Raw genomic sequence first — 25,117 nt, forward strand, 5'->3', positions numbered from 1 at the left:
ACTTAGGGTTATACCCTAAGAGCAAACCACCCGCTATGCGGGTGGTTATGATTGTCAGATGGTTGATTTGAGCCAGTTTAGTTTGCAGGTGAGCAGTTTGTGGTCGGGCTCAAGTGAGGGGTCTTTGATTCTTTTAAGGAGCATCTTACAAGCTGCATAACCCTCTTCATAGACGGGTTCAACAATAGTTGAGATGCTTTTAGCAGGTAAATCGGTCCAATCAGTGTTATTGAATCCCAACAATCCAACTTGCTCTGGAATTACCTTTTCATAAGCATGCAAGGCATTGTAGACACTCTTGAGAGCCCACTGATTTGGGACAAATACCAGCGTTTTCTTTGACGGAAGAATGTGGTTGTTAAGCCATTGTGTGATTTCAGGGATAGACAACGTATTTTGCTCTATGGTGAGACGCTCATAAGGTTTACTTGAGGCCTCTAGGGCATCGGTGAAGCCAGATTCTCGTTCAATCCTGGTGCGACCTTTTGGCTCTCCACCAATGATTAAAAAGTTTTCGTATCCGCATTCAACACAATGCGATGCTGCTGAATAAACTCCGTCGTAGAGGTCACTTTTTATCCAGGAAGTATTGAGGGTGAGGAGATCACAGTCAAAATAGACAACCGGTTTTCCAACTTTAGCAATGCGCCTATCTACCGCTCTAAACTGATTGGTGGGCTGAATTAACAAGCCATCTGCCCCTATTGAAAGCATTTTCTCGACCCAGTCGGCTTCAAGCGTGGGGTCAAAGCGAGAATTACAAATAATTGTCTGATATCCGGCTTCAAGAGCAGCGTCTTCAATACCGTTGGTCATTTGGGCAGCCCAGGCATTCGTGTTATCCAATATGAGAACAGCAATAATTCCAGAGCTCTTTTTAACCATTGCCTGAGCCTGGGCGCTTGGGATATATCCCGTATTTTCAATTGCTTTTTTGATACGTTGCTTAGTTGCTTCGGACATCTTCTCAAAGTGTCCATTAAGGTAATTTGAGACGGTGGCAATGGAAACATTTGCTAATTTTGCAAGGTCAATGATAGTGGTCTTAGACATTGGCACTCATTTCACCGAAATTTTTACAATGTACTTGCAAAATACCAACGTTAGTGATTCTGCTGGATTCCACGTTGGTTAAACGTTTAACAAAATTCATCATAACACAAGGTAGATTAGACGTTTACCGAAATCATCTTCCAAAAAAGATTGAAACAATGCAAAGTATGAGTTGGAAACGTACGTCGTCAAAAGACGTGCTCGTGCGCCCCGTTTAGGGGCTCACAACTTACTTTGCGAGAGGACATAACCATGAACGTCGTTGCTGTATGCGCTTGCACGGTTGGAATTGCTCACACCTGGATGGCAAAAGAGGCCATTGAGAAAGAATGTGAGCGTCGCGGCTATGAATTCAAGGTAGAGGCTCAGGGTGGTTACGGTATTGAGAACGAGCTTGAGCAGGACGAAATTGATGCTGCAGACGTTGTTCTTCTCGCCATTGCAATTGGCATCGAAGGCGACGAGCGTTTTGACGAGAAACGCGATGAAGGCCGTGTTCTTACGTTGGACCCATCGCTTGCTATTGCGGATCCAGCAAAGGTTATTGATCAGGTAGTTGCGCTGGCTGAGTAGCAAGCGCGTAAGTGATAACGCAAGGAAGAAGAGAGGAGAAACCCATGGCAGAGGAAAAGAGTCCCTCAGTTTTGGGCAAGGTCGGAAAAGACCTTCTAAAGGCGTTTAACACTGGTGTTTCGTACTTTATTCCTATTGTCGTAGTCGGCGGAGTCTTCCTGGCTTTCTCGCTAGCTACAGGAACCGCAGGAAAAGACGGTATTGAAGTCACCAATCCTTTGATGCAGAGCCTTAACCTTATTGGTATGGCCGGCATCAAGATGATGATTCCTGTCCTTGCTGCTTACATTGCCTATTCTTTGGGCGGAAAGCCTGCTCTGGCACCTGGCTTTGTCCTTGGTTACCTGGCAAGCAATCCTGTTCCTGTAGGTGAGGTTCAGGTTTCTACTGGTTTCTTGGGCGCAATGGTCCTTGGCGTTGCTGCTGGTTACCTTGTCCAGTGGATGAAGTCCTGGAAGGTCAATAACACCATCCGTACCATCATGCCAATTCTGATTATCCCAAGCTTGTCTTCGCTTGCTCTTGGCATGCTCTACATCTATGTTTTGGCAGCTCCACTTGGTGCATTCATGGACTGGCTGACAAACCTGCTTTCAAGCCTTCAGGGTGGTTCTGCAGTTGTACTTGGTATTGTAATTGGCCTTATGACCGCATTTGATATGGGCGGCCCAGTTAACAAGACTGCTTCTACCTTCACCATGGCTCTTATGACCGCAGGTGTTTATGGTCCTAACGGCGCATTCCGTGTTGCAGTTGCTATTCCTCCACTGGTCTGCGGTGTTGCATCTCTTATTGCTCGCAGCAAGTTTGACGACACTGATAGGCAGATGGGTATCTCCGCAGTCTTCATGGGACTCATTGGCATTACCGAGGGCGCAATTCCATTTGCTGTTAAGGATCTTGCACACACCCTGCCTGCAATCATGATTGGTTCTGCAGTTGGTGCTGGCCTTGCTGCTTGGCATGGTATTGAGTGCTTTGTTCCTCACGGTGGCATGATTGTTGCTGCAGCTACAAATAACATTGCCCTCTACACCCTTGATATGGCAATTGGCGTTGCAGTAGGTGTTGCAATTCTTGTTCTTACCAAGCCAAAGCTTGAGGACAACAAGTAACACACAGCGAGAAACGCATGTACCTTTTGGTCTTAGACCATAAAAATTTAAGTTAAAAGGAGAGGGGCGTAGGGATTCAACCCCCACGCCCTTCTTATTACCAAGAAATGCTCTTGGGAAGGGGTAATTATGGAAAAGCTACCAATCAAAAAAGCTGTTGAAGGGTTGCTTAAGCTTCAGGACACAGGAAAGTCCGCCACACTTTTAGGAATTGGACCAATGTCGCCCAACTTGCTCCAGGCAGCTTTTGAACTTGGTAGAGACTGCGATTTTCCTCTGATGTTTATTGCATCGCGAAACCAGGTAGACCTTGATGAACTTGGTGGAGGATACGTAAATTCTTGGGATCAGAAGCGTTTCTCGGAAGATATTGCTGAAGCAGCTCAGAAGGTTGGTTTTGACGGCCTGTACTATCTCTGCCGTGACCACGGTGGTCCTTGGCAGCGCGATGAGGAGCGCAATGCTCACCTTCCAGAAGATGAGGCCATGGAGCTTGCCAAGAAGTCCTATCTTGCTGATATGCTTAACGGCTTTGACCTGCTGATGATTGACCCAACAAAGGATCCTTTTGAGATTGGTAAGGTTATTCCGCTTGATGTGGTTCTTCGTCGTACGGTTGATTTGATTGAGTGGTGCGAGAAAGAACGTGTTTCTCGCGGTCTTCCTGAGATTGGCTATGAGGTTGGTACCGAGGAAACAAATGGTGGTTTGACCTCTACCGACAAGTATCACACCTTCATTGAGCAGCTTAAGAGCGAGCTGACTGCTAAGGGTCTGCCTATGCCAACCTTTATTGTTGGACAGACGGGAACGCTTACACGTCTTACTGAGCAGGTTGGTCACTACGATTTTGAGGCTGCCATTAGCCTTGCTGAGATGGCCAAGAGCTACGGTGTTGGTCTTAAGGAGCACAACGCAGACTACCTTGATGACGTGACGCTGCTTGAGCATACTCCTGCAAATGTCACCGCTTCAAACGTAGCTCCACAGTACGGAACAGAGGAGACTCGCGCATATTTGAAGCTTTGCGATGTAGAGGATCTTCTGGTTAAAGAAGGTCTCCTGAAGGCAGACGAGGTCTCTGGCTTGAGAAACACCCTGTTGGTCAAGGCAATTGAGACTGAGCGTTGGCGCAAGTGGATGGTGGGTGACCAGGTCAATCTGACTGTTGAGCAGATTCTGGCTGATCACAAACTGTCTCTGGATATTCTTGATATTTCTGGCCATTACGCGTTCAATGATGAGGAGGTCAAGGCAGCAACTGAGCACCTCTACAAGAACCTTGCTCAATTTAATATTGATGGCCAGCGCTTTGTTGTTGATCACATCAAGCGTCCTCTTCGCCAGTATGTTGAGTGCTACAGGCTTGAGGGAGTTACCACGCGCATTCGTAAGGCACTGGCAGAGTAAACACGCGCTTTCAGGCGCGGCGTTTTACCGTTGCAACATCCTTGCTGTCAGATTTTGGACAGATATCTGACAAACCTAAGAGGTCGAAGGCTTTTTGCTTTCGACCTCTTTTCTTGTGCGATGTATCATAGAGAACAATAAGTACAAAAACGATGCTAAGGAGCGGCATGGCTGAAAACGACGAGCGCAAAGATGGAGTTTCTCCCCAGCTTGATATGCTCTCAACTGAGCTGCTTGGGGATGCGTTTGACCTGCTTGCAGATGGCCAATCACTTAACGTTTTGCTTGTGGTTGAGGATGCGCCAGGCACCGTTGCAAGTTATGAGTTTTCTGACGACGGTCCAGAGGAGCTGCTTGAGGGTGCTCATAAGCGCGTGCTTGACCTGGTCAAACAGAAGGGCGACAAAGAAGCAGGACTTGAAGAGCCTGTCCGCTATGCGCTTGTATATGAGGGAGCTATCCAGCTAATTAAAGAGGGCGGTTACGAAGATGCCGTGCTTCTTGAGTTTGGCGAGAAGGGCTATAAGAGTTTCTCGGCATATTCTTTAGTTCACGGAAAAGGCCAAGGCGACCAGTTTGTGTGGTCTGATCCAGCGCCGGCAGGAGAGCTTGAGCCGCTTCTGTAATGAAAAAGCTGCGTTCATTGAAATTTCTGGGCGCTCTAGGCACGTAATTGCACTAAAGTTCTAAAGCTGATAAAAATTGGACCTGAACTATTCAAGTCTAAGCACATACCTTCGAGAGATAGAGACTTATGCGTCAAGACAACATCAGAAATATTGCTATCATCGCCCACGTTGACCACGGTAAAACCACCATGGTTGACCAGATGCTCAAGGCAACCGATGCATTCCGTGAGAACCAGCAGGTTCAAGAGAGAATTCTGGACTCCAACGATCAGGAGCGTGAGCGCGGAATTACTATTCTGGCAAAGAACATCTCTATTGAGTACAAGGGTGTCAAGATTAACGTTATCGACACCCCTGGCCACGCTGACTTCGGTGGCGAGGTAGAGCGTGTTTTGAAGATGGCTGACGGTGCGCTTCTGCTGGTTGACGCAGCTGAGGGCCCTATGCCACAGACGCGTTTTGTTCTGCGCCACGCCATTGACGCAGGTCTTTCTATCATGATGGTTGTTAACAAGATTGACCGCGACGGTGCTCGCCCAGAGGCTGTTGTCAACGATTCTCTTGATCTTATGATGGACCTTGGCGCAACCGATGAACAGCTTGAGTTCACCATGGAGCACGTTGTCTTTGCTTCTGGCGTTAACGGTTACGCTCGCCTTGATCCAAATGATGACAATGACAACATGTTCCCTCTTCTCGACATGATTATCGACGGCCTTCCAGCTCCAGATGTTGATATCGATGGCCCTCTTGCTATGCAGTGCGTTACCATCGACCACTCTGATTACCTGGGCCGCATTGGTATTGGCCGTGTGTATTCCGGAACCGTTCATACCGGTGACAAGATTCTTGTTGTTAAAAACGACGGCTCTCGCGCTATGAGCCAGGTCAAGCAGCTGTTTACCTTTGACTACCTGGGTCGCAAGGAGTGCGATGAGGTTGACGCAGGTGATATTGCGGCAATCGTTGGCGTTGATAAAACTGATATTGGTGATGTTTACACTGATCCAGAAAATCCCGTTGAGCTTGATCCAATCGAGATTGATCCACCAACCCTTTCTATTATTTTTGAGCCTTCTACCTCGCCACTTGTTGGCCGCGAGGGAGACATTGTTGGCGGCCGTCAGCTCAAAGAGCGCCTGATGACAGAACGCGAGAATAACGTCACCATGCGCATCGAGGAGCTTCCTGATAAGACGGGTATTGAGGTTTCTGGCCGTGGTATTTTGCACCTCTCCGTTCTTATGGAGAGCATGCGCCGTGAGGGCTTTGAATTCCAGGTTGGTCGTCCTCGCGTTCTGTTCAAGAAAGACGCTCAGGGCCACACACTTGAGCCTATTGAGCAGGCCGTTGTTGAGTGCAACCCAGAGTATGCCGGTAAAGTTATTGAAGTCTTTGGTAACGTTGGCGGAACCATGTCCATCATGGACACTGGCGAGACTCAAACGCACCTTGAGTTCAAGATTCCAACCCGCGGTATCATGGGCCTTAAGACGCGCGTCATGAACGTCACCCACGGAGATGCAGTCTTCTACCACACCTTCCTTGAGTACGGTCCTTTTGCAGGTGATATTGGTAGCCGCCAGAACGGTGCCATGATCTCTATGTCTACCGAGAAGGCCGTTGCGTACGCGCTTGGTACGCTCCAGGAGCGCGGTCAGCTCTTTGTTTCTCCAGGCGTTGAGTGCTACGAAGGCATGCTGGTTGGTGAGCGTTCAAGGCCAGGCGACATGGTTGTTAACATTGCACGCACCAAGTCTTTGGGCAACCAGAGGTCTTCAACTGCAGATATTTCAGTTCAGCTGACTCCTCCACGCCTGTTTACGCTGGAAGAGGCTCTGGAGTACATCATGGACGACGAGCTTGTTGAGATCACACCACTCAACATCCGTATGCGTAAGCGTATCCTTTCCGAGACCGAGCGCCGTAAGTGGGCAGTTCGTAACGGTATGGTCAAGAAGTAACAGCGTCGTTTACAGACAATCAATCTGGCGAGAAAAACTTGCAGCCGCAAGGGTTTCTCGCCAGTTTTGTTTTAGGTGAATTTTAAATAAAGTGCAGGTAAATGTCGTGTAAGAGCGACGCAAGACCGGCCAAGTCGCCAAAACCGCTAAAACCGTTCGATTGCGGCTAGGCGCTACTTTGAGGGACCGTTCTGCTCAGGCTGCTTACCTGGCTTCTGAGGTTTATGACGAAGCTTATTGACGCTGCGCATGACATGCGGCGTAAGGTCAACATCTGCAGGTGAAAGTACGTTGTATTTGAGCGACCAGCGCCTAAGGCCAACGGTAACCACAACACAGACAACAGCTGCCCAAATTTTGGTGACGCCTGCATAAGAAACAAGTGCCCAATAGGAGGTAGTGCCAGCAACAGCGCAAAATGCATAGAGATTGCTTCGCTGGAAAATACGAGGGATGTTGCCAAGAAATACATCGCGAAGCATACCGCCACCAACGCCCGTAATGCTTCCCATCAAAACAACCGAGAAGGGAAGCAAGTGATATACCAGGGCTTTATCGGTACCAACGACAGCAAAGAGGCCAACGGAAATAATGTCGGTCCACTCGAGCATGCGAGGGAATCTATCAAGCGGTTCGGGGAACATAAACAGCAAGACAGCGGTAAAAACGGCTGCCGGAATGGCGTAGGGCGAGTTGAGCATGTAGACGCCGCCTTCTTGCATCATGACGTCTCTGATAAGTCCGCCGCCCAGACCACCCAAAAGGCCAAGACCCACAAAGCCCACAAGGTCCAAGTGACGATCTCTTGCAACCAAGATTCCCGAGATTGCACCAATAATTACTGTTAGAAGGTCTAGCCAGTAGGGGATGCTCACAGAAATTGCATCTGTGCCATACGGCGAGAAAATCGGTGGCATCCATACCTCCTACTGGTGTTTTACTTTTTATGAGTATGACAATACTACACAAGTATTAAAAATACACAGAACTTCTCGTTCTATATTGGTGAGAAATCCGCTATACTGTCCCGTGCGGTTTTATATGGAGAGTTGTCCGAGTGGCCGAAGGAGCACGATTGGAAATCGTGTAGGCGTCTAAAGCGTCTCCAGGGTTCAAATCCCTGACTCTCCGCCAGAATTTTCACGGCGCCTACGGGCGCCGTTTCACCCTTCGGAGGGGTGGCAGAGTGGTTGAATGCGGCGGTCTCGAAAACCGTTTACCCCTTCTAGGGGTACGAGGGTTCGAATCCCTCCTCCTCCGCCATTTGACATTTTCATTTGATTAATTGTTACCAATAAAGATATATTTATTTTTCGATTTTATATAGAATGTTTAGGCTTAGTAATTCGATGTCATCTTTTTTGACACGAGGGGAGAGTTAAATGGCTGTTTCAGCAGATGAGTTGAATGGCTACAGGCGCGATCGCTACTTTGCACGTTCCTGGGCACTTCTGACTCTGGAAAAGGGTTGGTGGAAGCCTGTCCTTATTATGGCTCTGTTTGGTCTTATTCCAGTTGTCGGAATTCTTGCACTTGTTGGCTATGCACTTGAGACTGCACGCGTAACTGCATGGGGCATCAATGCTGGTCCAAAGCAGAAAGACCTTAAGTTTGGTACCTATATTGTTACCGGCTTCAAGGCAGTTGTTATTGCACTTGCGTTTGGTCTGGCATACAGCATTGCTACTGGAATTCTTTCTTTCATTCCAGTTATCAATCTGATTCTTATTCCAGTCTTCATTGTTGCAGCATTTGTTTATCCACTGTGCATCAATGTTGTTCAGGTCCGCGCATCAGTTTATGGTCGTATCTCTGCAGGTTTTGCTTTTAAGAACATCTTTGAGATGATCAAGCACGACATGGGCGGTCTGTTCCGTATCTTTGGTATGGGCATTGTACTTGGCATTGTTACTTCTATCATTATGGGAATCATTGGTGGTAGCGCTGCAATTAGTATGTTCGTTAACATTGGTGCTCAGGCTATGGCCATTGCAAGAACTCAGAATATTTCCAGCCAGAACCAGCTTGGTCTTGTCGTGCTTGCTCTTCTTGCACGCGGCTTCATTCAGATGGGACCAATCTTCCTGGTTATTGGCTATATTGGTCACGTTGTTGGTCTTATCGTTATGCTTCTTATGCAGAACGCAATCGCTCTTTGGATGCGTCAGTTCAACGTTGCTGCATGGGGACAGAGCAACGATCCACTGCCACCATTCATTAACGATCCTCGTGATGGCGCAGCCGCTACTTATGCAGCTCCAGCACCAGTTGCTCCAACCGCACCAGCAGCAACCGCTGCTCCTGCAGCAGCACCTGTTGCTGTTCCTGTTGCAGCACCAGTAGCAGCCCCAGCTCCAGCAGCTCCTGCAGCGCCTGCTGCCCCAGTTGCTGCTCCAGCTCCAGTTGTACCTGCAGCGCCTGCTGCCCCAGTTGCTGCTCCAGCTCCAGTTGTACCTGCAGCGCCTGTTGCGGCTCCAGCTGAGCCTGTTGCGGCTCCAGCTGAGCCTGCTGCACCAGTGGCTCCTGTCGCTCCAGCTGCACCTGCTGCACCAGTGGCTCCTGTCGCTCCAGCTGCACCTGCTGCACCTGTTGCACCTGCGGCACCAGTCGCACCTGTTGCTCCAGCAGCACCTGTGGCTCCAGAGGTTTCTGTCGCTCCCGCAGCTCCAGAGCCTGCACCTGCTTCGACTGTTGTTGTTGAGCCAATTATCCCAACAACTCCAGAGGCTCCTGAGGCACCAGCTGCTCCAGCAGACGCACCAACTCAGAATCCTGAGGGACCTGCAGCTCAGTAAAGTAGAGCACATATAAAAGAGACGGCCATCATGCAGATTGTGTGATGGTCGTTTTTCTTTTTCAATCCCATGTTATTTGAATTATGCGTCTGACCATACCTTAGAAAGATTTGCGTCAAATCTTTGCAAGACTAAAGACAATTTGGCGACAAATTGCCAATTTAAGCTTTATATGTGGACTGCATGTGAGAAAGTTTGTGGGTCAGTTTCGTATTTGAGCATTTATGTGGTATGATGCTTGGTCGAACTTTCCTGCTTCGGGTGCACCTTCACTTCCCGAAGCCATTAGCCCAGAGGAGGTGACAATATGAAGGCCTATGAACTGCTGTTTTTTGTTGACCCAGCTTCCACCGAGGAAGTCCGCGCTGGTGTAATGAAGCGTATTGACGTTGCTATCACCACTGACGGCGGAGTAGTCGACAGCGTCGAGGATTGGGGTAAGCGTAAGCTTGCTTTTGAGATCGACGATCTTACCGAGGGTGACTATACCCTCATCAATTTCCATGCAGATCCAACGCAGATTGCAGAGCTTGATCGAGTCCTGCGAATCAATGATGCTGTTAAGCGTCACATGATCGTGCGTCGAGTCGATAAGGACTAAGTCCTTGTAATGGAAAAGTGGAATTATTCCACGATGAGAGGTAGTGAGATTTATGAGTATTAACAGGGTTAACATTTCGGGCAACCTGACCCGTGACCCGGAGCTTCGCTCCACAGCAGGCGGTACCCAGATTCTATCCTTCGGCGTTGCGGTTAACGATCGTCGCAGGAACCAGCAGACCGGTGAGTGGGAAGATGTTCCCAATTTCGTTGACTGCGTAGTATTTGGACAGCGTGCTGAAGCACTTTCCCGCTTCCTCTCCAAGGGTTCGAAGGTTGCTATTGAAGGCAAACTTCGTTTCAGCTCCTGGGAGACGAAGGAAGGACAGCGTCGCAGCAAGCTTGAAGTTGTTGTTGATGAGGTCGAGTTCCTTTCTAGGAATCAGCAGGGTGGAGCCCCTATGTCACAGGGTGTACCATCTTATGCAACTCCAACTCCACAGGCACCCGCTCCCGTTCCGGCTCCGCCAGACGAGGAGTTCTACGATGCTGATATTCCGTTTTAAACGTCAGACAGCAACACAGACGTTACTGTCATCTGAAAGGTAAAAGACATGGCTCAGCAGAAACAAGATTTCCAGCGCCAGCCGCGTCGCAAGTATTGCCAGTTCTGCAAGGAGGAGACTGAGTTCATCGATTACAAAGATACTCAGCTTCTTCGTAAGTACATGACCGACCGTGGCAAGATTAAGCCTCGTCGCGTCACTGGCACCTGCACGCAGCACCAGCACGACATTGCACTTGCTATCAAGCGCGCACGCGAGATGGCACTTCTGCCCTACACTGTCCCTGTGGTTTCCAGCCGCGGTGGCCGTAGTCGCGGATAACCTATCTGTTCTTCAGGTAGAGTTGGTTAGCAATGGATAGACCGGATTCAAATATTCCTCAGGCACCTGAAGGGTATTCTCGCCCAGAGAGTAGCCCACAGAATTTTGCCGGTCCAAGCAACCAAAACGGAGGCAAGCCGCGTCCGTTTGAAGCTCCAACCTACAAGCAAGGCTTTGTTCTTTGCGTTGTTGGCGGAGTAATTACCGGGCTCCTTTCTTTTATTGGAGCAGCTTTGGTTGCGTATGGCATGGTAATTGCTGTCTATTGCAAAAAAGGGCACGGATGGTTTGGTCCTGCTATTACTTCAGTACTTGTTACGGGTGTAGCAGCTTATTTGCTCTCGGGACCAACGGAGGCGGCTACTTCAGTTACCGCTTGTGCACTTGCTCTTGGAGTTGGCTACGCTTTTGCAACAGAGAAACTCACCGTTGGCGTTGGGTCTCTTCTTGTAGGAGCAACGGCTTTGGCACTTCTGGGATATGACGCGTTTTTTGCCGCAATGGCAGGAACAACTCTTCCCGAGCTTGCTCAGAACGTATTTAATCAATACGCCTCGCAGGTCTCAGGTGCTTCTCCAGAGATCCAAGAAGGTCTTTCAACGGCAAAGGCACTCTTTATGCTCTTTTGGCCAACCAGCTATACCGGTATGGCGCTTTTATATTTTGTAATTGCGCGTTTTGGAGCTCGAACAGTGTATAAAGCACTGACAAGAGACCCACAGAAATTGCCACAGTTCCAGCTGATGGACGTTCCATTTTGGATGTGTGCTCTTACCGTGGCCAACTTGTTTGTGTATGCACTTTCAAGCACCATTTTGTCTGCACAAGACATACTTCAGCTTATTACGTTGAATGTGTTTATGGCTCTTAGAGTTGTGTTTGCTCTTCAGGGCCTTGCAGTGCTCACATGGTTTGTGCGCGAGAAGCACTTCTCGCCAGCACTTTCTCTGTCACTGTTTGTATTGGCAGGCATGTTAGAAGTTCAGTTAGGCGTTATGGCTCTCGTAGGACTTATTGACGCCTGGGTAAACTTCCGAAAGCTTAATCGCTTAGGAAGCCAGGATTCAGAGTCCACGATAAACAACAACTAGTCGATACCATCGACTCATCAAAGGAGTTTCCCATGAAAGTTATTCTCTTGGGCGAGCTTCGCGGTAAGGGCGGCGAAGGCGACATCGTAGAGGTCGCACAGGGTTATGCGGAGAACTTCCTGTTCCCCAACAAGATTGCCCAGCCTGCTACACCGGGTAACATCAAGCAGCTTGAGGAGCGTCGTCACAATATCGCTAAGCGCGAAGAGCAGCGTATTGCTGACGCAAATGCTACCAAGGCAGCTCTTGATGGCAAGCTCGTAACTGTTGACGCTCGCATTGGCGAGGAGGGCCAGCTCTTTGGCTCCGTCACCACCGCTCAGATTGCTGACGCAATCGAGGCACAGCTCAACGTCACCGTTGATCGTAAGCGCATTGCTCGTAGCGCTGCTATCAAGACCGCTGGTCGCCACAATGTCACCATTGAGCTTTACCGTGACATCACCGCTACCGTCGTTGTTCTTGTTGGCGAGGACGATGCTGCTCCTGCAGAGGAGGAGACCGAGGAGGTCGCCGCTGAGGCAACCGTCGAGGTTGAGGTTGAGTCCGCAGAGTAGTTTTATGCATGCATAAAACACTGTTCTCCTGCATTTTTTGGTGGTTTATACAATTTCTGCAGTTTTCTACAGATTTGTAAGCTTTTAGAAAAAGCAAGGCCATCTTAAAAGAATGGAATGTTTGTTCGAACCACCCCTTTGTGAAACATAACAAAGGGGTGGTCTTTTTATGTGTAGACAGAACGGTATATTTTCTTATACTCTACCTGCGGTTATTCAAAATGTTATGTAAAACATATTCACTTAACCTGCGGAATTGTAATTTGATTTGTATAACTGCAGATAAGCAATTGTGTAGAAAATACTACGTGTCGAAAAAAGTCTAAAAAATGTTGAAAACGTTGAAAACTCAAGGAAATCCCGCTCAGGGTATGCGAGTTTTGGAAAATCATGTTGAAGACTTAACTTTTCGAATTTTGCAAGCCAAAATGACTCTTTATTTTTTTGAAAAGTACACTACTATTCAGATTCATTCCCAAAAAACATGATTGGAAAAGACGATGGCACAAGACTCGTTTGAGATGAATCCTACGCAATTGACGGCCCTAGAGAACGCCTCTATGCCACAAGATTCTGATGCCGAGTTTTCCATTCTTTCTGCAATGATTCTTTCGGAAGAAATCAGAGGAGAGTGCCTCATTAGGCTTTCTTCCGAGGATTTTTATATTCCATCCAATCAAATTATTTTTGAGGCAATTAAGTCCCTGTTTGACAATAACAAGCCGGTAGACGTCATTTCGCTTGCAGACCACCTTAAGAGTAACGGCAAGTTTGAGCGCGCTGGAGGAGCTGTCCGTTTAGCAGAGCTTGGAAATAACCCACTTGCTATGGTTGGTTGGGAAAACCACGCTGTTATGCTGCACCGTGATACTACGCTCAGAAAGATGATTAGTGCTTCTGCAAAGATTTCTGCGCTTGCCTACAACGCTCCAGAAGATACAAAAGAAGTAGTTGACCAGGCAGAAAAGCTCATTTTTGATGTAACCAACAGAGATGTTCAGCAGTCTGAGCAGGGCATTGAAGACATTATGACTGATCTCTTTGAAGAGCTTCAGCAAAATGCTGGCAAAGATGCTTCAGAGCTGGGTGTCCAAACTGGATTTGCAACCCTAGATAACCTCTTCCAAGGTCTTCGTCCTGGTCAGATGGTTGTTATTGGCGCTCGTCCTGGTGTTGGTAAGACTTCTTTTGCTCTCAGCATGGCCTATAACGCCGCAGTTTCCGGTGCAACTGTTGCGCTCTTCTCGCTTGAGATGAGTAAGATTGAGATTGCGCAGAGACTGTTGGCCTCTGAGTCAAAGGTTGATTTGCAGACCATCCGTTCTTCCAACATCAGAAATGAGCAGTGGCCCACCCTTCTGGAGGCAGCAGAGCGCATTTCTCGCCTTAAAATCATCGTTGACGATACTCCAGGCACAACAGTCACAGAAATTCGCGCAAAAGCCCGCAGAATGCTTAATAAGGCCGAGAAGGGCGTCATTATCATCGACTACCTCCAGCTGCTTTCTCCACCAGCCGAGAAGGGCCGTGCAGACAGTCGTGCAACTGAGGTTTCTGAGATGTCTCGTGGCATTAAGATTATGGCCAAAGACCTCAAGGCGCCTGTTATTGCACTTTCTCAGCTCAATCGTACGCTTGAGAACAGAAACGGCAAGCGTCCACAGCTTTCTGACCTGCGTGAGTCCGGCGCAATCGAGCAGGATGCAGATATTGTTTTGCTGCTTGACCGCTCACTGAGCGATGAAGAAGCCGCACGCGATGACCGTCCTGATAAAGACGTTACCAACATCATTGTTGCAAAGAACCGCGCAGGTGCTCTGAGGGATGTTCCTGTTATGTTTATGCCAACATCCACCAAGTTTGTTGAGATCTACCAGGGAAATAATTACTCAGAAAGTGAAGCCGCACAGTACGCTGCGATGGCAAACCCCGCGCATTAATCGTTTCTTATGTGTGACAAAACCTCTGCGCTTCTGTGCTTTTGCGAGCGGTATTAGATATACTTATGAAGCAACCCCTAAAGAGGTTGCAACCGTCATGTAATGGTCGTGTTTGTAGATAGCTGCGATAGGGGAGAACTTATGCCAGCTTCCGTACTTGTTGGTGCTCAGTGGGGAGACGAGGGTAAGGGTAAAGTTACCGACCTCATTTCCGGAGATTTTGACGTTGTTTGCCGTTACGCAGGTGGTGCAAATGCAGGCCACACGGTAATTGCTGGAGACACAAAGCTTGCACTTCACCAGGTTCCATCTGGCGTTATGTACGAGAACACCTATCCAGTTATTGGTAATGGCTGCATTGTTGACCCAGAGGTTCTTCTCGGCGAGATTGACATGCTGGAGAGCAAGGGTATTTCCTGCGACCTGCTCAAGATTTCCGGCAACGCTCACATTGTTATGCCTTATCACAAAGATCTTGATGGCGTGCACGAGAAAAAGCTGGGTAAGAACCTTATTGGTACCACTAAGCGTGGTGTCGGCCCAACTTACATGGACAAGATGAATCGCACTGGCCTGCGTATTCAGGACATGCTTGACGAGAAGATCTTCCGCAAGAAGCTTGAAGCTGCACTTGAGTACACCAATCCAATCTTGAGCCTTGTGTATGGCCTTCCAACCTATACCGTTGACCAAATTTGCGAGACCTACCTGCCTTATGCAGATCGCATTCGTCCTTACATTGTTGAGTCTTCTCTCTTCCTCAACGAAGAGCTTGAGGCTGGTAAGAACATTCTCTTTGAGGGTGCCCAGGCAACCATGCTTGATATTGACCACGGCACCTATCCATTTGTTACCTCTTCTAGCTGCACCGCTGGTGGCGCAGTAACCGGTTCTGGAGTTGGTCCAACCAACATTGACCGTGTCCTGGGTATTGCAAAGGCATACCTCACACGCGTTGGCTCTGGTCCATTCCCAACAGAGCTCTTTGACGAGACGGGCGATCTTCTCGGCGAAGTTGGCCATGAGTACGGCGTTACTACTGGCCGTAAGCGTCGCTGCGGCTGGTATGACGCAGTAGTTGTTAACTACGCGGCTCGCATCAATGGCCTCACTGATCTGGCAATCACCAAGCTTGACGTTCTTGGCTGCCTGGATGAGATTAAGGTATGCGTTGCTTATGAGTGCGACGGCAAGATTTACAAGACCGTCCCAGAGCACCAGAGCGTCTTCTATCACGCAAAGCCTGTGTACGAGACTCTTCCTGGTTGGAAGTGCGACATCTCTAACGTTCGCAACTTCTACCAGCTGCCTCGTGAGGCTAAGGACTACATTGACTTCCTGGAGCAACTTGCTGGTGTACGCGTTTCTATCATCACCGTTGGTCCAGATCGCGAGCAGACAATCGACCGCTACTGGAGGTAACCCGTGGCGTCTTCGGACTGCTCAACTTTTGCAATAGTTTGCGATAACCCCTGTGGGCTTGAAGCTTCCCAGCTTGAAGCCCTGGGGGTTTCTGTAATACCTGGAGCTCTAAATTCAGATGCTGATCAGGTAGGCGAGTTTTACCGAGGCATTTTTGAGTCAGGCGCTCAAAAGATCCTCTCGCTTCATGTGTATGCAGATTTTTCTGACTCGTTTCTTACGGCAAAAAAGGCTTGTCAGAACAATCCTGATATTTCAAGCTCAATTTGCCTGGTAGATAGTGGAAATATGCCCACCGCTATGGGAATCATGCTTGAGCGCTTAAGTGTGGCAAGAGCATCCGGGGCTACATTTGAGGCGGTCTGCGCATACGCGCACGAACTTGCCGAGGTAGTTGCCACAATGTATATCGCAATGAATAAGGTTGCGCTGCATAAAAGCAAGGACAAGCACCCCAGGCTTTCGTTGCGACTTCGACTTGAGCGTTTGCATAGGCGCATTTCAAACGACATGTATTTGTATCGTTTGGTTGGCGGAAGATGCACAGAGGTTGCTCGCTCATCAGATTTTACCGATCTAGCAGCAAGAATTTCTCGCCTTATGAGCGCGTGTTTTGTAAAGCGCGGCGAGCTCAAGTATGTAGTGATTTCAAGTGGCGAGAAACGCATAGAAAAGCATCTCAAAAAGCCGCTTAAAACCAACGAATATGATGCAGAATGTATTGCAGAAAGACTTGCTTCTCCTGAGTTTAAAAAACATCTTGGAGAAGGCGCTGTTGGCGTTGCTTGTATCCCAAAGGCGTTGTATCAGAAGGCTGGAGTACTTATGAATGACACCGTTGATATCTTGTTGCTCGGCGCAGGTGGTCGTGAGCACGCTCTCTTAACTAAGCTGCAGGAATCGCCTCGCGCAGGAAAAATTTATGTTGCTCCAGGTAATGGCGGCATGGCTGCCCAGGCAGAGATTGCTCCTATTGATCAAAATAACCCTGACGAGGTTGTTTCTTTTGCTAAGGAAAAGGGCATTAACCTGGTAGTTATTGGCCCCGAAGCACCTCTTGTTGTGGGCGTTGCAGATGCTGTTCGCCAGGCCGGTATTGCATGCTTTGGCCCTAATCAGAATGCAGCGCAGATGGAGGGCTCAAAGGCGTTTGCCAAGGGCGTTATGGAGCGAGCAAACGTTCCAACTGCTGCATGGAAGCCCTTCACAGACCAGGCGTCTTGCGAGGCATATGTTCGCCATATCGGCGCACCTGTTGTTGTTAAGGCGGACGGTCTTGCCGCAGGTAAGGGCGTTATTGTTGCAACTGAGCTTGAACAGGCCCTCGAAGGTGTTCGCGAGTGTTTTTCCGGTCACTTTGGCGATGCAGGAGCAACCGTTGTTGTTGAGGAGTTCCTTGAAGGCCCAGAGTGCTCGCTACTTGCACTGACTGATGGAACGTACGTTGTTCCGCTGGCAACAGCCCAGGATCACAAGCGCGCTTACGACGACGATAAGGGACCTAACACCGGTGGAATGGGCGTCTATTCTCCTGTTCCTTTTGTGACCAACGAAGAACTTTCCCAGATGATTGCCATTGAGCATCGCGTTGTTGACCAGCTCAAAAAAGAGGGTATCAACTATTCTGGCTGCCTTTACGGCGGATTTATGCTGACCAAAGACGGCCCTAAGGTTCTTGAATTTAACGCTCGCTTTGGCGATCCAGAAACTCAGGTTGTACTGCCTCGCCTCCAGGGTGATTTGGTTTCAATTTTGATGGCTTGCGACAACGGTACCCTCCGTCATCAGCAGGTTTCCTGGTCCGATACAGTTGCTGTTTCTGTTGTTCTGGCAAGTGCCGGATATCCTGGTTCTTACGAGAAGGGCAAGGAGATTACCGGTATTGAGGCTGCTCAGCAGCTTGAGGGCGTTTCTGTGTATCACGCAGGAACTGCTCAGACCGAGGACGAAAAGTTTGTCACAGCAGGCGGCCGCGTGCTCAACGTCACTGCGCTTGCACCAACCTTTGAGGAAGCTCGCGTTCGCGCATATGAGGCTTGCGACCTTATCAACTTTGAAGGCAAGCAGCTCAGGCACGATATTGGACTTAAGGCTCTTCAAGGTCGTCCAGAAAAATAGTTAGGTTAGCGCTTATGGCAAATCAAAATGACGAGAAAACCAACGTACAGGATGGTGCTTGGACCAGCAATCAAGGCAGCTCTCAGTTTAGTGATGTGTTTGATGATATGCAGTCTGCTGAGCCAGAGATTCTTGATGCTGACATGCAGGTAACTCCAGAGGTGTTTGATTCTGCTCGCAATGATTTGCACTCGGCAGTTGATTCGCTTACCTATGATGGAGAGCGTGTTGCTGTGGGCGATGCTGCCTACCATCATTCTGGGGAGCCACAAAAGCGCAGCTTTGTTGCAGGTACAGAGGATGCGCGTGATGCCTCTCTAGAAGAGAAGCCACTCTCTGAGGACACCGTTTGGGTTGGCCGCATTTTTGACGTGAATCGTTTACGCGTCTCTCTTCCTGATGGACGCACTGCTCTTCGTGATGTTGTGCGTCATCCCGGTGCTGTGGCTATTGTTGCATTGACTGATGAGGGTAGAATTTGTCTGGTTCGTCAGTACCGAACTGCGCTTGGTCGCGTAACAGTTGAGCTGCCTGCAGGAAAGCTTGATCCAGGCGAGGATCCTCTTGATTGCGCTCACCGTGAGTTGCTGGAAGAGACCGGAATGAAGGCGGGAAAGATGGCTTTTCTCACCACTACCGCCACTTCTGATGGATTTACTGACGAGCTCATTCACCTTTATATGGCAACTGAGCTGACCTTTGAGGGATCAGACCCAGATGCCGACGAATTTATTAACGTGGATCTTGTTCCACTATCTGAGCTGGTAGACGCTGTTCTCGATGGCAAAATCGAGGATGCAAAGACTATCATTGGAGCTCTTATCTGCGATTCAATTTCACATCGATTGCCTATGGAGTAATTACGCATGCTTGATCGTTCTTCTCGCCCTGTACCTGGTAACAACGCTTCTGGCAAACATCGAAAATCGCTGTTTGCCAGTTTTCTTTCTTATTACGCTCCGCAAAAGCATCTGTTTATTCTGGACACTATCTGCGCCATCATTTTGGCTTGTATCGAGCTCGCGTTCCCCCAGATTTTGCGCTCGCTCACCAAGGGACTGTTTGTGCAGGGTAAAGATGCCATTCTCGGCAGCTTAGTGTTCATTGCCGTTGGCCTTGTGGTCATGTACTTTGTCCACTTTCTGTGCCGCTACTTTGTTATTAGCTGGGGACACATCATGGGCGCCCGCATGGAAAGCAAGATGCGAGAAGACCTGTTTGATGCATACGAGCGCATGAGTTTCTCGTATTATGATCGCCACAAGACAGGCGATTTGATGAGTCGCCTGGTATCCGACTTGTTTGACATTTCTGAGACGGCGCACCACGGTCCTGAATATTTGATTATTGGCCTGCTAGAGATTGCCGGCTCTTTTGTTATTCTGGCTTTTATTAATGTACAACTTACGCTGGTGCTTGCTGGAATTGCTGCGGTACTGGTAGTGTTCAATTTCTTTGCCAACATGCACATGCGCGGCATTTTCAAAGAGAACCGCATGCGCATTTCCGACGTAAATACCCAGCTAGAAGACTCACTTTCTGGTATTCGCGTGGTTAAGGGCTTTGCGGCGGAAGATCACGAGCGTAAGAAATTTAGAGCAAGTAACTCGGCATACTTAGACTCCAAGGCCAATATGTACCAGGCTATGGGCAGGTACCAAGCTGCCATCTCGGGCATGATGGGTGTTTTGAACACCGTTGTGTTGGTTTTGGGCGGCTGGATGATTGCTCAGGGTCAGATGCAAGCCATTGACCTGGCTACGTATGCACTCTATATCTCGCTGTTTACCACGCCAATCATGAACATTCTGAACTTTACCGAGACATTCCAGAAGGGTCTTGCCGGCTTTAAACGATTCACAGAGATTCTTGAAACGCAGCCGGACATTCAAGATGCACCAGATGCCCGGGACATTCAAATTACCGCGGGTGAGATTATCTACCAGGATGTTCATTTTGCTTACAACAATGCTGAAGAGGTTATCGACGGCCTGAACCTTCATATTGAGAGTGGAAAAACTGTTGCACTGGTTGGACCTTCTGGTGGAGGTAAGTCAACTACCTGCGCTTTATTGCCACGATTCTATGACGTCACAAGTGGCAGTATCACCATTGACGGTCAGGATATTCGCTCCGTTACGCAGCATAGTTTGCGCTCGGCAATTGGTATGGTTCAGCAGGACGTGTACCTCTTTGATGGTACTATCGCGGAGAACATTGCATACGGCTGCCCTGAAGCTTCTGAAGAAGACATTGCACTAGCAGCAAAGCGAGCAAATATCGCCGAGTTCATTGAATCGCTGCCAGATGGATATGACACGCAGGTAGGACAGCGTGGAACTAGACTTTCTGGCGGACAGAAGCAGCGCATTTCCATTGCGCGAGTGTTCCTGAAGAACCCGCCGCTGCTCATTTTGGATGAGGCTACTTCCGCTCTGGATAACGAGTCCGAGCGCGCGGTCCAGGAGTCTCTTTCCGAGCTGGCAAAGAATAGAACTACGCTGGTTATTGCCCATCGACTCTCGACTATTATGGGTGCTGATGAAATTATCACCATCAATCACGGTCGTGCAGTTGAGCGTGGAACCCATGATGAACTGCTAGAAAAAGGCGGAATCTACGCTCATTACTATCAAATGCAGTTTGGTGATGCACCAAACATCGCAAGGCGGTAAAATAGAGCCTTAAGTGCTTTGCGAACTGCGGCTAGCGACAGCAATCGTTCTTCTCGCGATGCGCTTAACTGCAGGTTTGCGGCTTGCAACTTGCGGCTGCAACTTGCGGCCTGTAAACCGACGGGTGGAACTAAAGATCAAAAGTCAACGCATCACACGCTTTAAAGTGTGTTTATGCAGGTTGAATGAGAGAGCTACATGGCTAAAGATGATGCAGAACGTTCACGTTTCGCGCGCCGCCAGAAGGGTGCGCTTGATGCTGACGCAGCTGAAGAGTTGTTTACCAAGGTAGACGAGACGGGTCATCCTAACGAGGAGCGCGCAGCTCTAGAGCGTGCTCGCAGGCAGGGTGGAGCTGTCGCAGTGGACGTTGATCCACTTTCGGGATCTGATCCTTCGGGCTCAAATATCGAGAAGGTCATTACAAAGACGGCAGTCCTTTTTGTTTTGGTTTTCCTGGTAATCGTGGTTCTGATGCAGGTCTCTTGTGGTGTTATTCGTCGAGCTAACACAGCAAATCTAACTGAATCAGTTACGGTGCGATCTGTTGCATCTGCATTGCGTGGCGGTGTCGAGTGGGGTAATGGATTTACGCAGTTCCCCGAGGATTTCTCGGTTCAGGAAGCCGACGAGAACACTGGTCGCGTTGAGGTAACAGTTACCGATACGACCTCAAAAGACGTGCTTGAATGCTATGCGGGATCCAGTGTCCAGGCTCAGGCGTTTGCTATTAACGCGCTGCTCAACCCACGAATCAATACCGTTGTCTATCACGTCAGTGTTCACAGAAATGACCAAGGCGAGCTTCAGAAATCTCAGCTCTTTGGATTCCTTAAACCTGGCGGAGATGCAACACCTATCTTTACCTTTACGTTCTCAAAGACGCAGTCTTCTGATGGAGTAAATATCACCATGGTCATTACCGGTGCAAACGACACCATCCAAAAAGAATTGCGTGACCAGATTGCAACGTCATTTACGCCGGTCCGCGTGCTTGGCGGTATTGTTGGTGGAGATTCTTCAACAAAGAAGAACACCACAACTGGAACAACAGGAACCACTGGTACCACTAACACCACAGGTACATCCGACAGTTCTTCAAGCACTAAGTAGTCTACGTACCTGCAAGCAACAAAGCAAAAGAGCAAAAGAGCAAAAAGAGCCGCTGAAGTCAGCGGCTCTTTTTGCTTGTGCTGCTGGAAGTGACTTATCGGGAGGTCGGCACGCCTCAAAATGGTGGCGCGGCGAATGATTTGCACGTTAATTTGACTGAAAGTTATGGAATCGGTGTTTCCAAGACGATTTTGGTCCCAAAAAGGTAAAAAAGCCGTTTAGTTGGAAGTTTTAATCTTTATGCATGACGATTTTGAGTGATTTTGATTTAGCAATGTGTCGCTTGATTAACGCCAACTGGGCTTTTAGTAATATCAAATATGTAATCAATTTCTTCGATTTCCAACTAAACGGATTATTTACCTTTTTCGCTATGTTTTGAGGCTCAATGTTTGTTTGATAAAAATTGAAACGAATAAAGTGCCAGAAAAATGCATTTTCGTGCATAACAACGATTGCTTGCGTAAAAATAGGCGCCCACTCTACGTGAGTGAGCGCCTACGACAAAGAAAAAGAATACTTCTCTGCGGCACAAAGGCCTGTGCGAGCAGTTTATTTTGTAGAAGCGTCTTACTCCTGCAGAAGCTGGGCAATTAGGCCAAGCTTTGTCTCAAACGAAACGCCACGAAGCTCAAAGTTTGGCTGATCGCGAGTAATTTCCATGGACTCACAGACAAACTCACCAGCAAACTCAACTGCGTCAGCGATTTCCTGACCACACATAACTGCAGCTAAAAGCGCGGAGGCAAACAGATCGCCGGTGCCGTGCAGCATGTAAGGCAGAAGCTCGGAGACAATCTCGCCACGCTCGGACTCGGTAGCAACAAAGTTGCGGATAAGGCTATCGCCGCGGACAATACCCTTAAGGACAACGCACTTTGCGCCCATCGCAAGCAGTGCATCAAGCAGCTCATCTACCTGCTCATCAGTCAAATCCTGACCAGCGTATGGAATGCCCGTCAGAATTGAAGCCTCAGTAAGATTTGGTGTCAAAATATCTGCGCCGTTTACCAGGGACTTCATTGCGTCACAAAGCTCTTGCGTATAGGTTGGATACATCTTGCCGCCATCGCCCATAACTGGGTCAACAACGCGAAGTGCCTTTGGATGCTCCTGGTACAAGCGCTGAATGCTTGCAACCTGCTCTGCTGCACCAAGGAAGCCAGAATAAATGGCGTCCAGGTCAATGCCCTCTTCCTGCCATGCATTCAGGTAATCCTCGAGCATGTTGGTGGTGTCGTGCATGTAGAACGTAGGGAACTTGGTGTGTGCCGAGAAAAGCGACGTAGGTACTGGGCAAACGTCACATCCCGCTGCTGACAGAACCGGAATAGCTACGCCAAGCGAGCATTTTCCGTATCCGCAGAGGTCATGCACTGCGGCGATGCGAGGGATGTACGAGCCTTCTCGCTGATACAGAACAGAGTTGGTTTCATTCATTACAGTTTCCTTTCACGTGGACTGATGGACCAACGTTCTAGAAAATCATACTCTATACTGTGAGATGGATATTTGACGTATCCGCCTATTTTATGAGACGTAACAAAGGAGCAGAGATGGCAGATCAGCCTGTTGTCGGCATTATCATGGGATCAAAGAGCGACCTTGCAACTATGGAGGGATGTACCGCCGAGCTCGAGCGCCTTGGCGTTCCATATGAGCTGGTCATCGCATCCGCACACCGCACTCCAGATAAGGTTCACCAGTGGGCCGAGACCGCTGCCGACCGTGGCCTCAAGGTAATCATCGCGGCCGCAGGAAAGGCTGCTCACCTGGGCGGAGTTGTCGCTGCATTCACACCGCTGCCTGTCGTTGGCGTTCCAATGAAGACATCCGACCTCGGTGGCATGGACTCCCTGCTTTCCATGGTCCAGATGCCATCCGGCGTACCCGTTGCCTGCGTTGCCATTAACGGTGCCAAAAACGCAGCTATTTACGCTACCCAGATTCTTGGCGCTTCTCTTCCAGAGTATCGCGAGAAGATCGTCCAGCTTAAAGCCGAGATGGCTGACGCATAAGCTAGCCCGTACTGCACGCACGCAGCTCGCGAATAAAACTCGTACCCGCATGCACGTAGTCCGCAAATAGAACTCGCATGCATGCGTACCTGCATCCGCAATCGCACGCGAGACCCGCGCTTCAGGAGATTTGAGGCGCGGGCTTTTCATACCAAAAAATGTGATTATGCGATGACTTCATAAGATGCACAGAGATTTTTGTTTCGTGCATAGCTAAACTTTTAAGGGGTATGACAAAGGTATGACAAAGAGTACCTTCAGAAGGGAAGTGCATGGAATCAAAAAACGGCAAGCATTTTGCTTCATTCGCCGCTGACGATCAGACGGCTGGAAATACTCACACCTCAAAAACCTCCGTCGAGATGGTTTCTATGAAAAATTCTGCGTCTTCAAAAAAAGAGGGCAACAAAAAAACCTCTCCTAAAAAGTCTGGCGAGAAGCCCGCTAAGAAGAAGGGCTTTGCCTATATTCTTTCCACGCTCTTACTGGTAGTTGGCATTGGCCTCTTAGTTGTTGCTGGCGTCATGTTTGGCAAAACCCAGCTTGAATACCACGAGCAAGACGTCATCAACGAAGAACTCGCTACATACGCAACAGTTTCCGAGAAAAAAGACGAGGCTCCAGTTATTGATTGGGCTGGTCTTCAGGCAGTAAACAACCAGGTTGTCGGCTGGATTCAGATTCCAGATACGCAAGTCAACTATCCTGTGTATCAGACTACAGACAACGATCACTACCTGCACACAAACGCAAAGGGTGAGTGGTCAATCGGTGGTCAGATTTTTATGGACTACCAGAACAACCCAAACGGTCTTACTGACCAGCAAACCATTCTCTATGGTCACCACATGAGAAACGGCTCCATGTTCCAGTACATTGGAGCAATGAACGACCAGTCTACCTTCGATAAGGTTGAGACAATCTGGTACGTCACACCTACTCAGACATATGAACTTGAGCCAGTATTTACCTATCACACCGATGAAGACGACGAGGAAGTCAGGCAGTTTAACTTTGGCTCTGTCGATGAGTTCAGGTCTTACTTGAAGGATAGGCTCTCAAGGGCAGTAAGCTCTCGTTCAGATGCAGCAGAGGTTCTTTCTCGCGCTGATCATGTTCTTACGCTCTTTACCTGCAATTACACTGACCAGTATGGTCGTACCATGCTCATCTGTGTTCCAAAAACCGAGGCTCAGCCAAAGGCTCAGTAGTCGGTA

The 25,117-nt window shown here is 48.8% G+C and carries 22 protein-coding genes and 2 tRNA genes; 21 read left to right on the forward strand and 3 right to left on the reverse strand.

Features of this window, described 5'->3' with window-relative positions; all coding sequences use genetic code 11:
• Window positions 1–54: 54 nt before the first annotated feature.
• Window positions 55–1,053 carry a LacI family DNA-binding transcriptional regulator gene (locus tag ACO5GU_RS03365; RefSeq protein WP_484930124.1) on the reverse strand — a complete coding sequence of 333 codons (999 nt, stop codon included), beginning with the start codon at window positions 1,051–1,053 and terminating at the stop codon, window positions 55–57.
• Window positions 1,054–1,305: 252 nt separating this feature from the next.
• Between ACO5GU_RS03365 and ACO5GU_RS03370 the strand changes: the two genes are divergently transcribed.
• The 5 genes from ACO5GU_RS03370 to typA all read left to right on the forward strand — a co-directional run bounded on the left by ACO5GU_RS03370 (window position 1,306) and on the right by typA (window position 6,744).
• Window positions 1,306–1,626: a PTS fructose transporter subunit IIB gene (locus ACO5GU_RS03370; protein ID WP_035431371.1), complete on the forward strand. Its 321-nt coding sequence runs from the start codon at window positions 1,306–1,308 to the stop codon at window positions 1,624–1,626.
• A 44-nt stretch (window positions 1,627–1,670) separates the two neighbouring features.
• On the forward strand, window positions 1,671–2,741 hold the full coding sequence (locus ACO5GU_RS03375; protein ID WP_484802737.1) for a PTS fructose transporter subunit IIC: 1,071 nt from the start codon (window positions 1,671–1,673) through the stop codon (window positions 2,739–2,741).
• 129 nt (window positions 2,742–2,870) lie between these two features.
• Window positions 2,871–4,151, forward strand: a complete 1,281-nt coding sequence (locus ACO5GU_RS03380; protein ID WP_484878728.1) for a class II D-tagatose-bisphosphate aldolase non-catalytic subunit — start codon at window positions 2,871–2,873, stop codon at window positions 4,149–4,151.
• Window positions 4,152–4,318: 167 nt separating this feature from the next.
• A complete protein-coding gene (locus tag ACO5GU_RS03385; protein ID WP_035436648.1) occupies window positions 4,319–4,777 on the forward strand; it encodes a hypothetical protein in 459 nt (152 codons plus the stop codon).
• Between the two features lie 128 nt (window positions 4,778–4,905).
• Window positions 4,906–6,744, forward strand: coding sequence for a translational GTPase TypA (gene typA, locus ACO5GU_RS03390; RefSeq protein ID WP_484802740.1), 1,839 nt, complete (start codon window positions 4,906–4,908; stop codon window positions 6,742–6,744).
• A gap of 173 nt (window positions 6,745–6,917) precedes the next feature.
• Here typA and ACO5GU_RS03395 read toward each other — a convergent pair whose 3' ends face one another.
• Window positions 6,918–7,661, reverse strand: a complete 744-nt coding sequence (locus tag ACO5GU_RS03395; RefSeq protein ID WP_484930126.1) for a trimeric intracellular cation channel family protein — start codon at window positions 7,659–7,661, stop codon at window positions 6,918–6,920.
• A 126-nt stretch (window positions 7,662–7,787) separates the two neighbouring features.
• On the opposite strand from ACO5GU_RS03395, the gene ACO5GU_RS03400 reads away from it, so the two are divergent.
• From ACO5GU_RS03400 to ACO5GU_RS03465, 14 genes are all read left to right on the forward strand, one after another.
• A tRNA-Ser gene (locus ACO5GU_RS03400) sits at window positions 7,788–7,878 on the forward strand.
• A gap of 38 nt (window positions 7,879–7,916) precedes the next feature.
• A tRNA-Ser gene (locus tag ACO5GU_RS03405) sits at window positions 7,917–8,007 on the forward strand.
• Between the two features lie 119 nt (window positions 8,008–8,126).
• Window positions 8,127–9,539, forward strand: a complete 1,413-nt coding sequence (locus ACO5GU_RS03410) for a DUF4013 domain-containing protein (RefSeq protein WP_484930128.1) — start codon at window positions 8,127–8,129, stop codon at window positions 9,537–9,539.
• A 307-nt stretch (window positions 9,540–9,846) separates the two neighbouring features.
• The gene (gene rpsF / locus ACO5GU_RS03415) at window positions 9,847–10,140 is read left to right on the forward strand and encodes a 30S ribosomal protein S6 (protein WP_035427103.1); all 294 of its coding nucleotides are present in this window, start codon (window positions 9,847–9,849) and stop codon (window positions 10,138–10,140) included.
• Window positions 10,141–10,192: 52 nt separating this feature from the next.
• Window positions 10,193–10,645 (forward strand): single-stranded DNA-binding protein, encoded by a 453-nt coding sequence (locus ACO5GU_RS03420; protein ID WP_484930130.1) that lies wholly within the window; start codon window positions 10,193–10,195, stop codon window positions 10,643–10,645.
• Window positions 10,646–10,693: 48 nt separating this feature from the next.
• A complete protein-coding gene (gene rpsR, locus ACO5GU_RS03425) occupies window positions 10,694–10,966 on the forward strand; it encodes a 30S ribosomal protein S18 (protein WP_012808120.1) in 273 nt (90 codons plus the stop codon).
• A gap of 32 nt (window positions 10,967–10,998) precedes the next feature.
• Window positions 10,999–12,057: a DUF2232 domain-containing protein gene (locus ACO5GU_RS03430; protein ID WP_484930132.1), complete on the forward strand. Its 1,059-nt coding sequence runs from the start codon at window positions 10,999–11,001 to the stop codon at window positions 12,055–12,057.
• Window positions 12,058–12,089: 32 nt separating this feature from the next.
• Entirely contained in the window at window positions 12,090–12,614 is a 525-nt protein-coding gene (gene rplI / locus ACO5GU_RS03435) for a 50S ribosomal protein L9 (protein ID WP_035427096.1), read from the forward strand.
• Between the two features lie 500 nt (window positions 12,615–13,114).
• Entirely contained in the window at window positions 13,115–14,554 is a 1,440-nt protein-coding gene (gene dnaB, locus ACO5GU_RS03440; RefSeq protein WP_035427093.1) for a replicative DNA helicase, read from the forward strand.
• A gap of 141 nt (window positions 14,555–14,695) precedes the next feature.
• Complete coding sequence (locus tag ACO5GU_RS03445) at window positions 14,696–15,976, forward strand: adenylosuccinate synthase (protein WP_035427091.1); 1,281 nt, start codon at window positions 14,696–14,698, stop codon at window positions 15,974–15,976.
• Between the two features lie 3 nt (window positions 15,977–15,979).
• Window positions 15,980–18,094 (forward strand): phosphoribosylamine--glycine ligase, encoded by a 2,115-nt coding sequence (purD, locus tag ACO5GU_RS03450; RefSeq protein WP_484930134.1) that lies wholly within the window; start codon window positions 15,980–15,982, stop codon window positions 18,092–18,094.
• A gap of 14 nt (window positions 18,095–18,108) precedes the next feature.
• Window positions 18,109–18,954: an NUDIX domain-containing protein gene (locus tag ACO5GU_RS03455; protein ID WP_484800959.1), complete on the forward strand. Its 846-nt coding sequence runs from the start codon at window positions 18,109–18,111 to the stop codon at window positions 18,952–18,954.
• A 6-nt stretch (window positions 18,955–18,960) separates the two neighbouring features.
• Window positions 18,961–20,769, forward strand: a complete 1,809-nt coding sequence (locus tag ACO5GU_RS03460) for an ABC transporter ATP-binding protein (RefSeq protein WP_484930136.1) — start codon at window positions 18,961–18,963, stop codon at window positions 20,767–20,769.
• A gap of 198 nt (window positions 20,770–20,967) precedes the next feature.
• Window positions 20,968–21,882, forward strand: a complete 915-nt coding sequence (locus ACO5GU_RS03465; RefSeq protein ID WP_035436669.1) for a hypothetical protein — start codon at window positions 20,968–20,970, stop codon at window positions 21,880–21,882.
• Window positions 21,883–22,452: 570 nt separating this feature from the next.
• Here the strand turns inward: ACO5GU_RS03465 and ACO5GU_RS03470 are convergent.
• Complete coding sequence (locus ACO5GU_RS03470) at window positions 22,453–23,322, reverse strand: pyridoxamine kinase (RefSeq protein ID WP_484930138.1); 870 nt, start codon at window positions 23,320–23,322, stop codon at window positions 22,453–22,455.
• Window positions 23,323–23,438: 116 nt separating this feature from the next.
• Here ACO5GU_RS03470 and purE point away from each other — a divergent pair, with 116 nt between their 5' ends.
• Together purE and srtB are read left to right on the forward strand one after the other, a co-directional pair.
• Complete coding sequence (gene purE, locus ACO5GU_RS03475) at window positions 23,439–23,900, forward strand: 5-(carboxyamino)imidazole ribonucleotide mutase (protein WP_035428223.1); 462 nt, start codon at window positions 23,439–23,441, stop codon at window positions 23,898–23,900.
• 272 nt (window positions 23,901–24,172) lie between these two features.
• Complete coding sequence (gene srtB, locus ACO5GU_RS03480) at window positions 24,173–25,111, forward strand: class B sortase (protein ID WP_475003398.1); 939 nt, start codon at window positions 24,173–24,175, stop codon at window positions 25,109–25,111.
• Window positions 25,112–25,117 lie beyond the last annotated feature (6 nt).

The sequence above is a fragment of the Lancefieldella sp. genome (assembly GCF_057237245.1).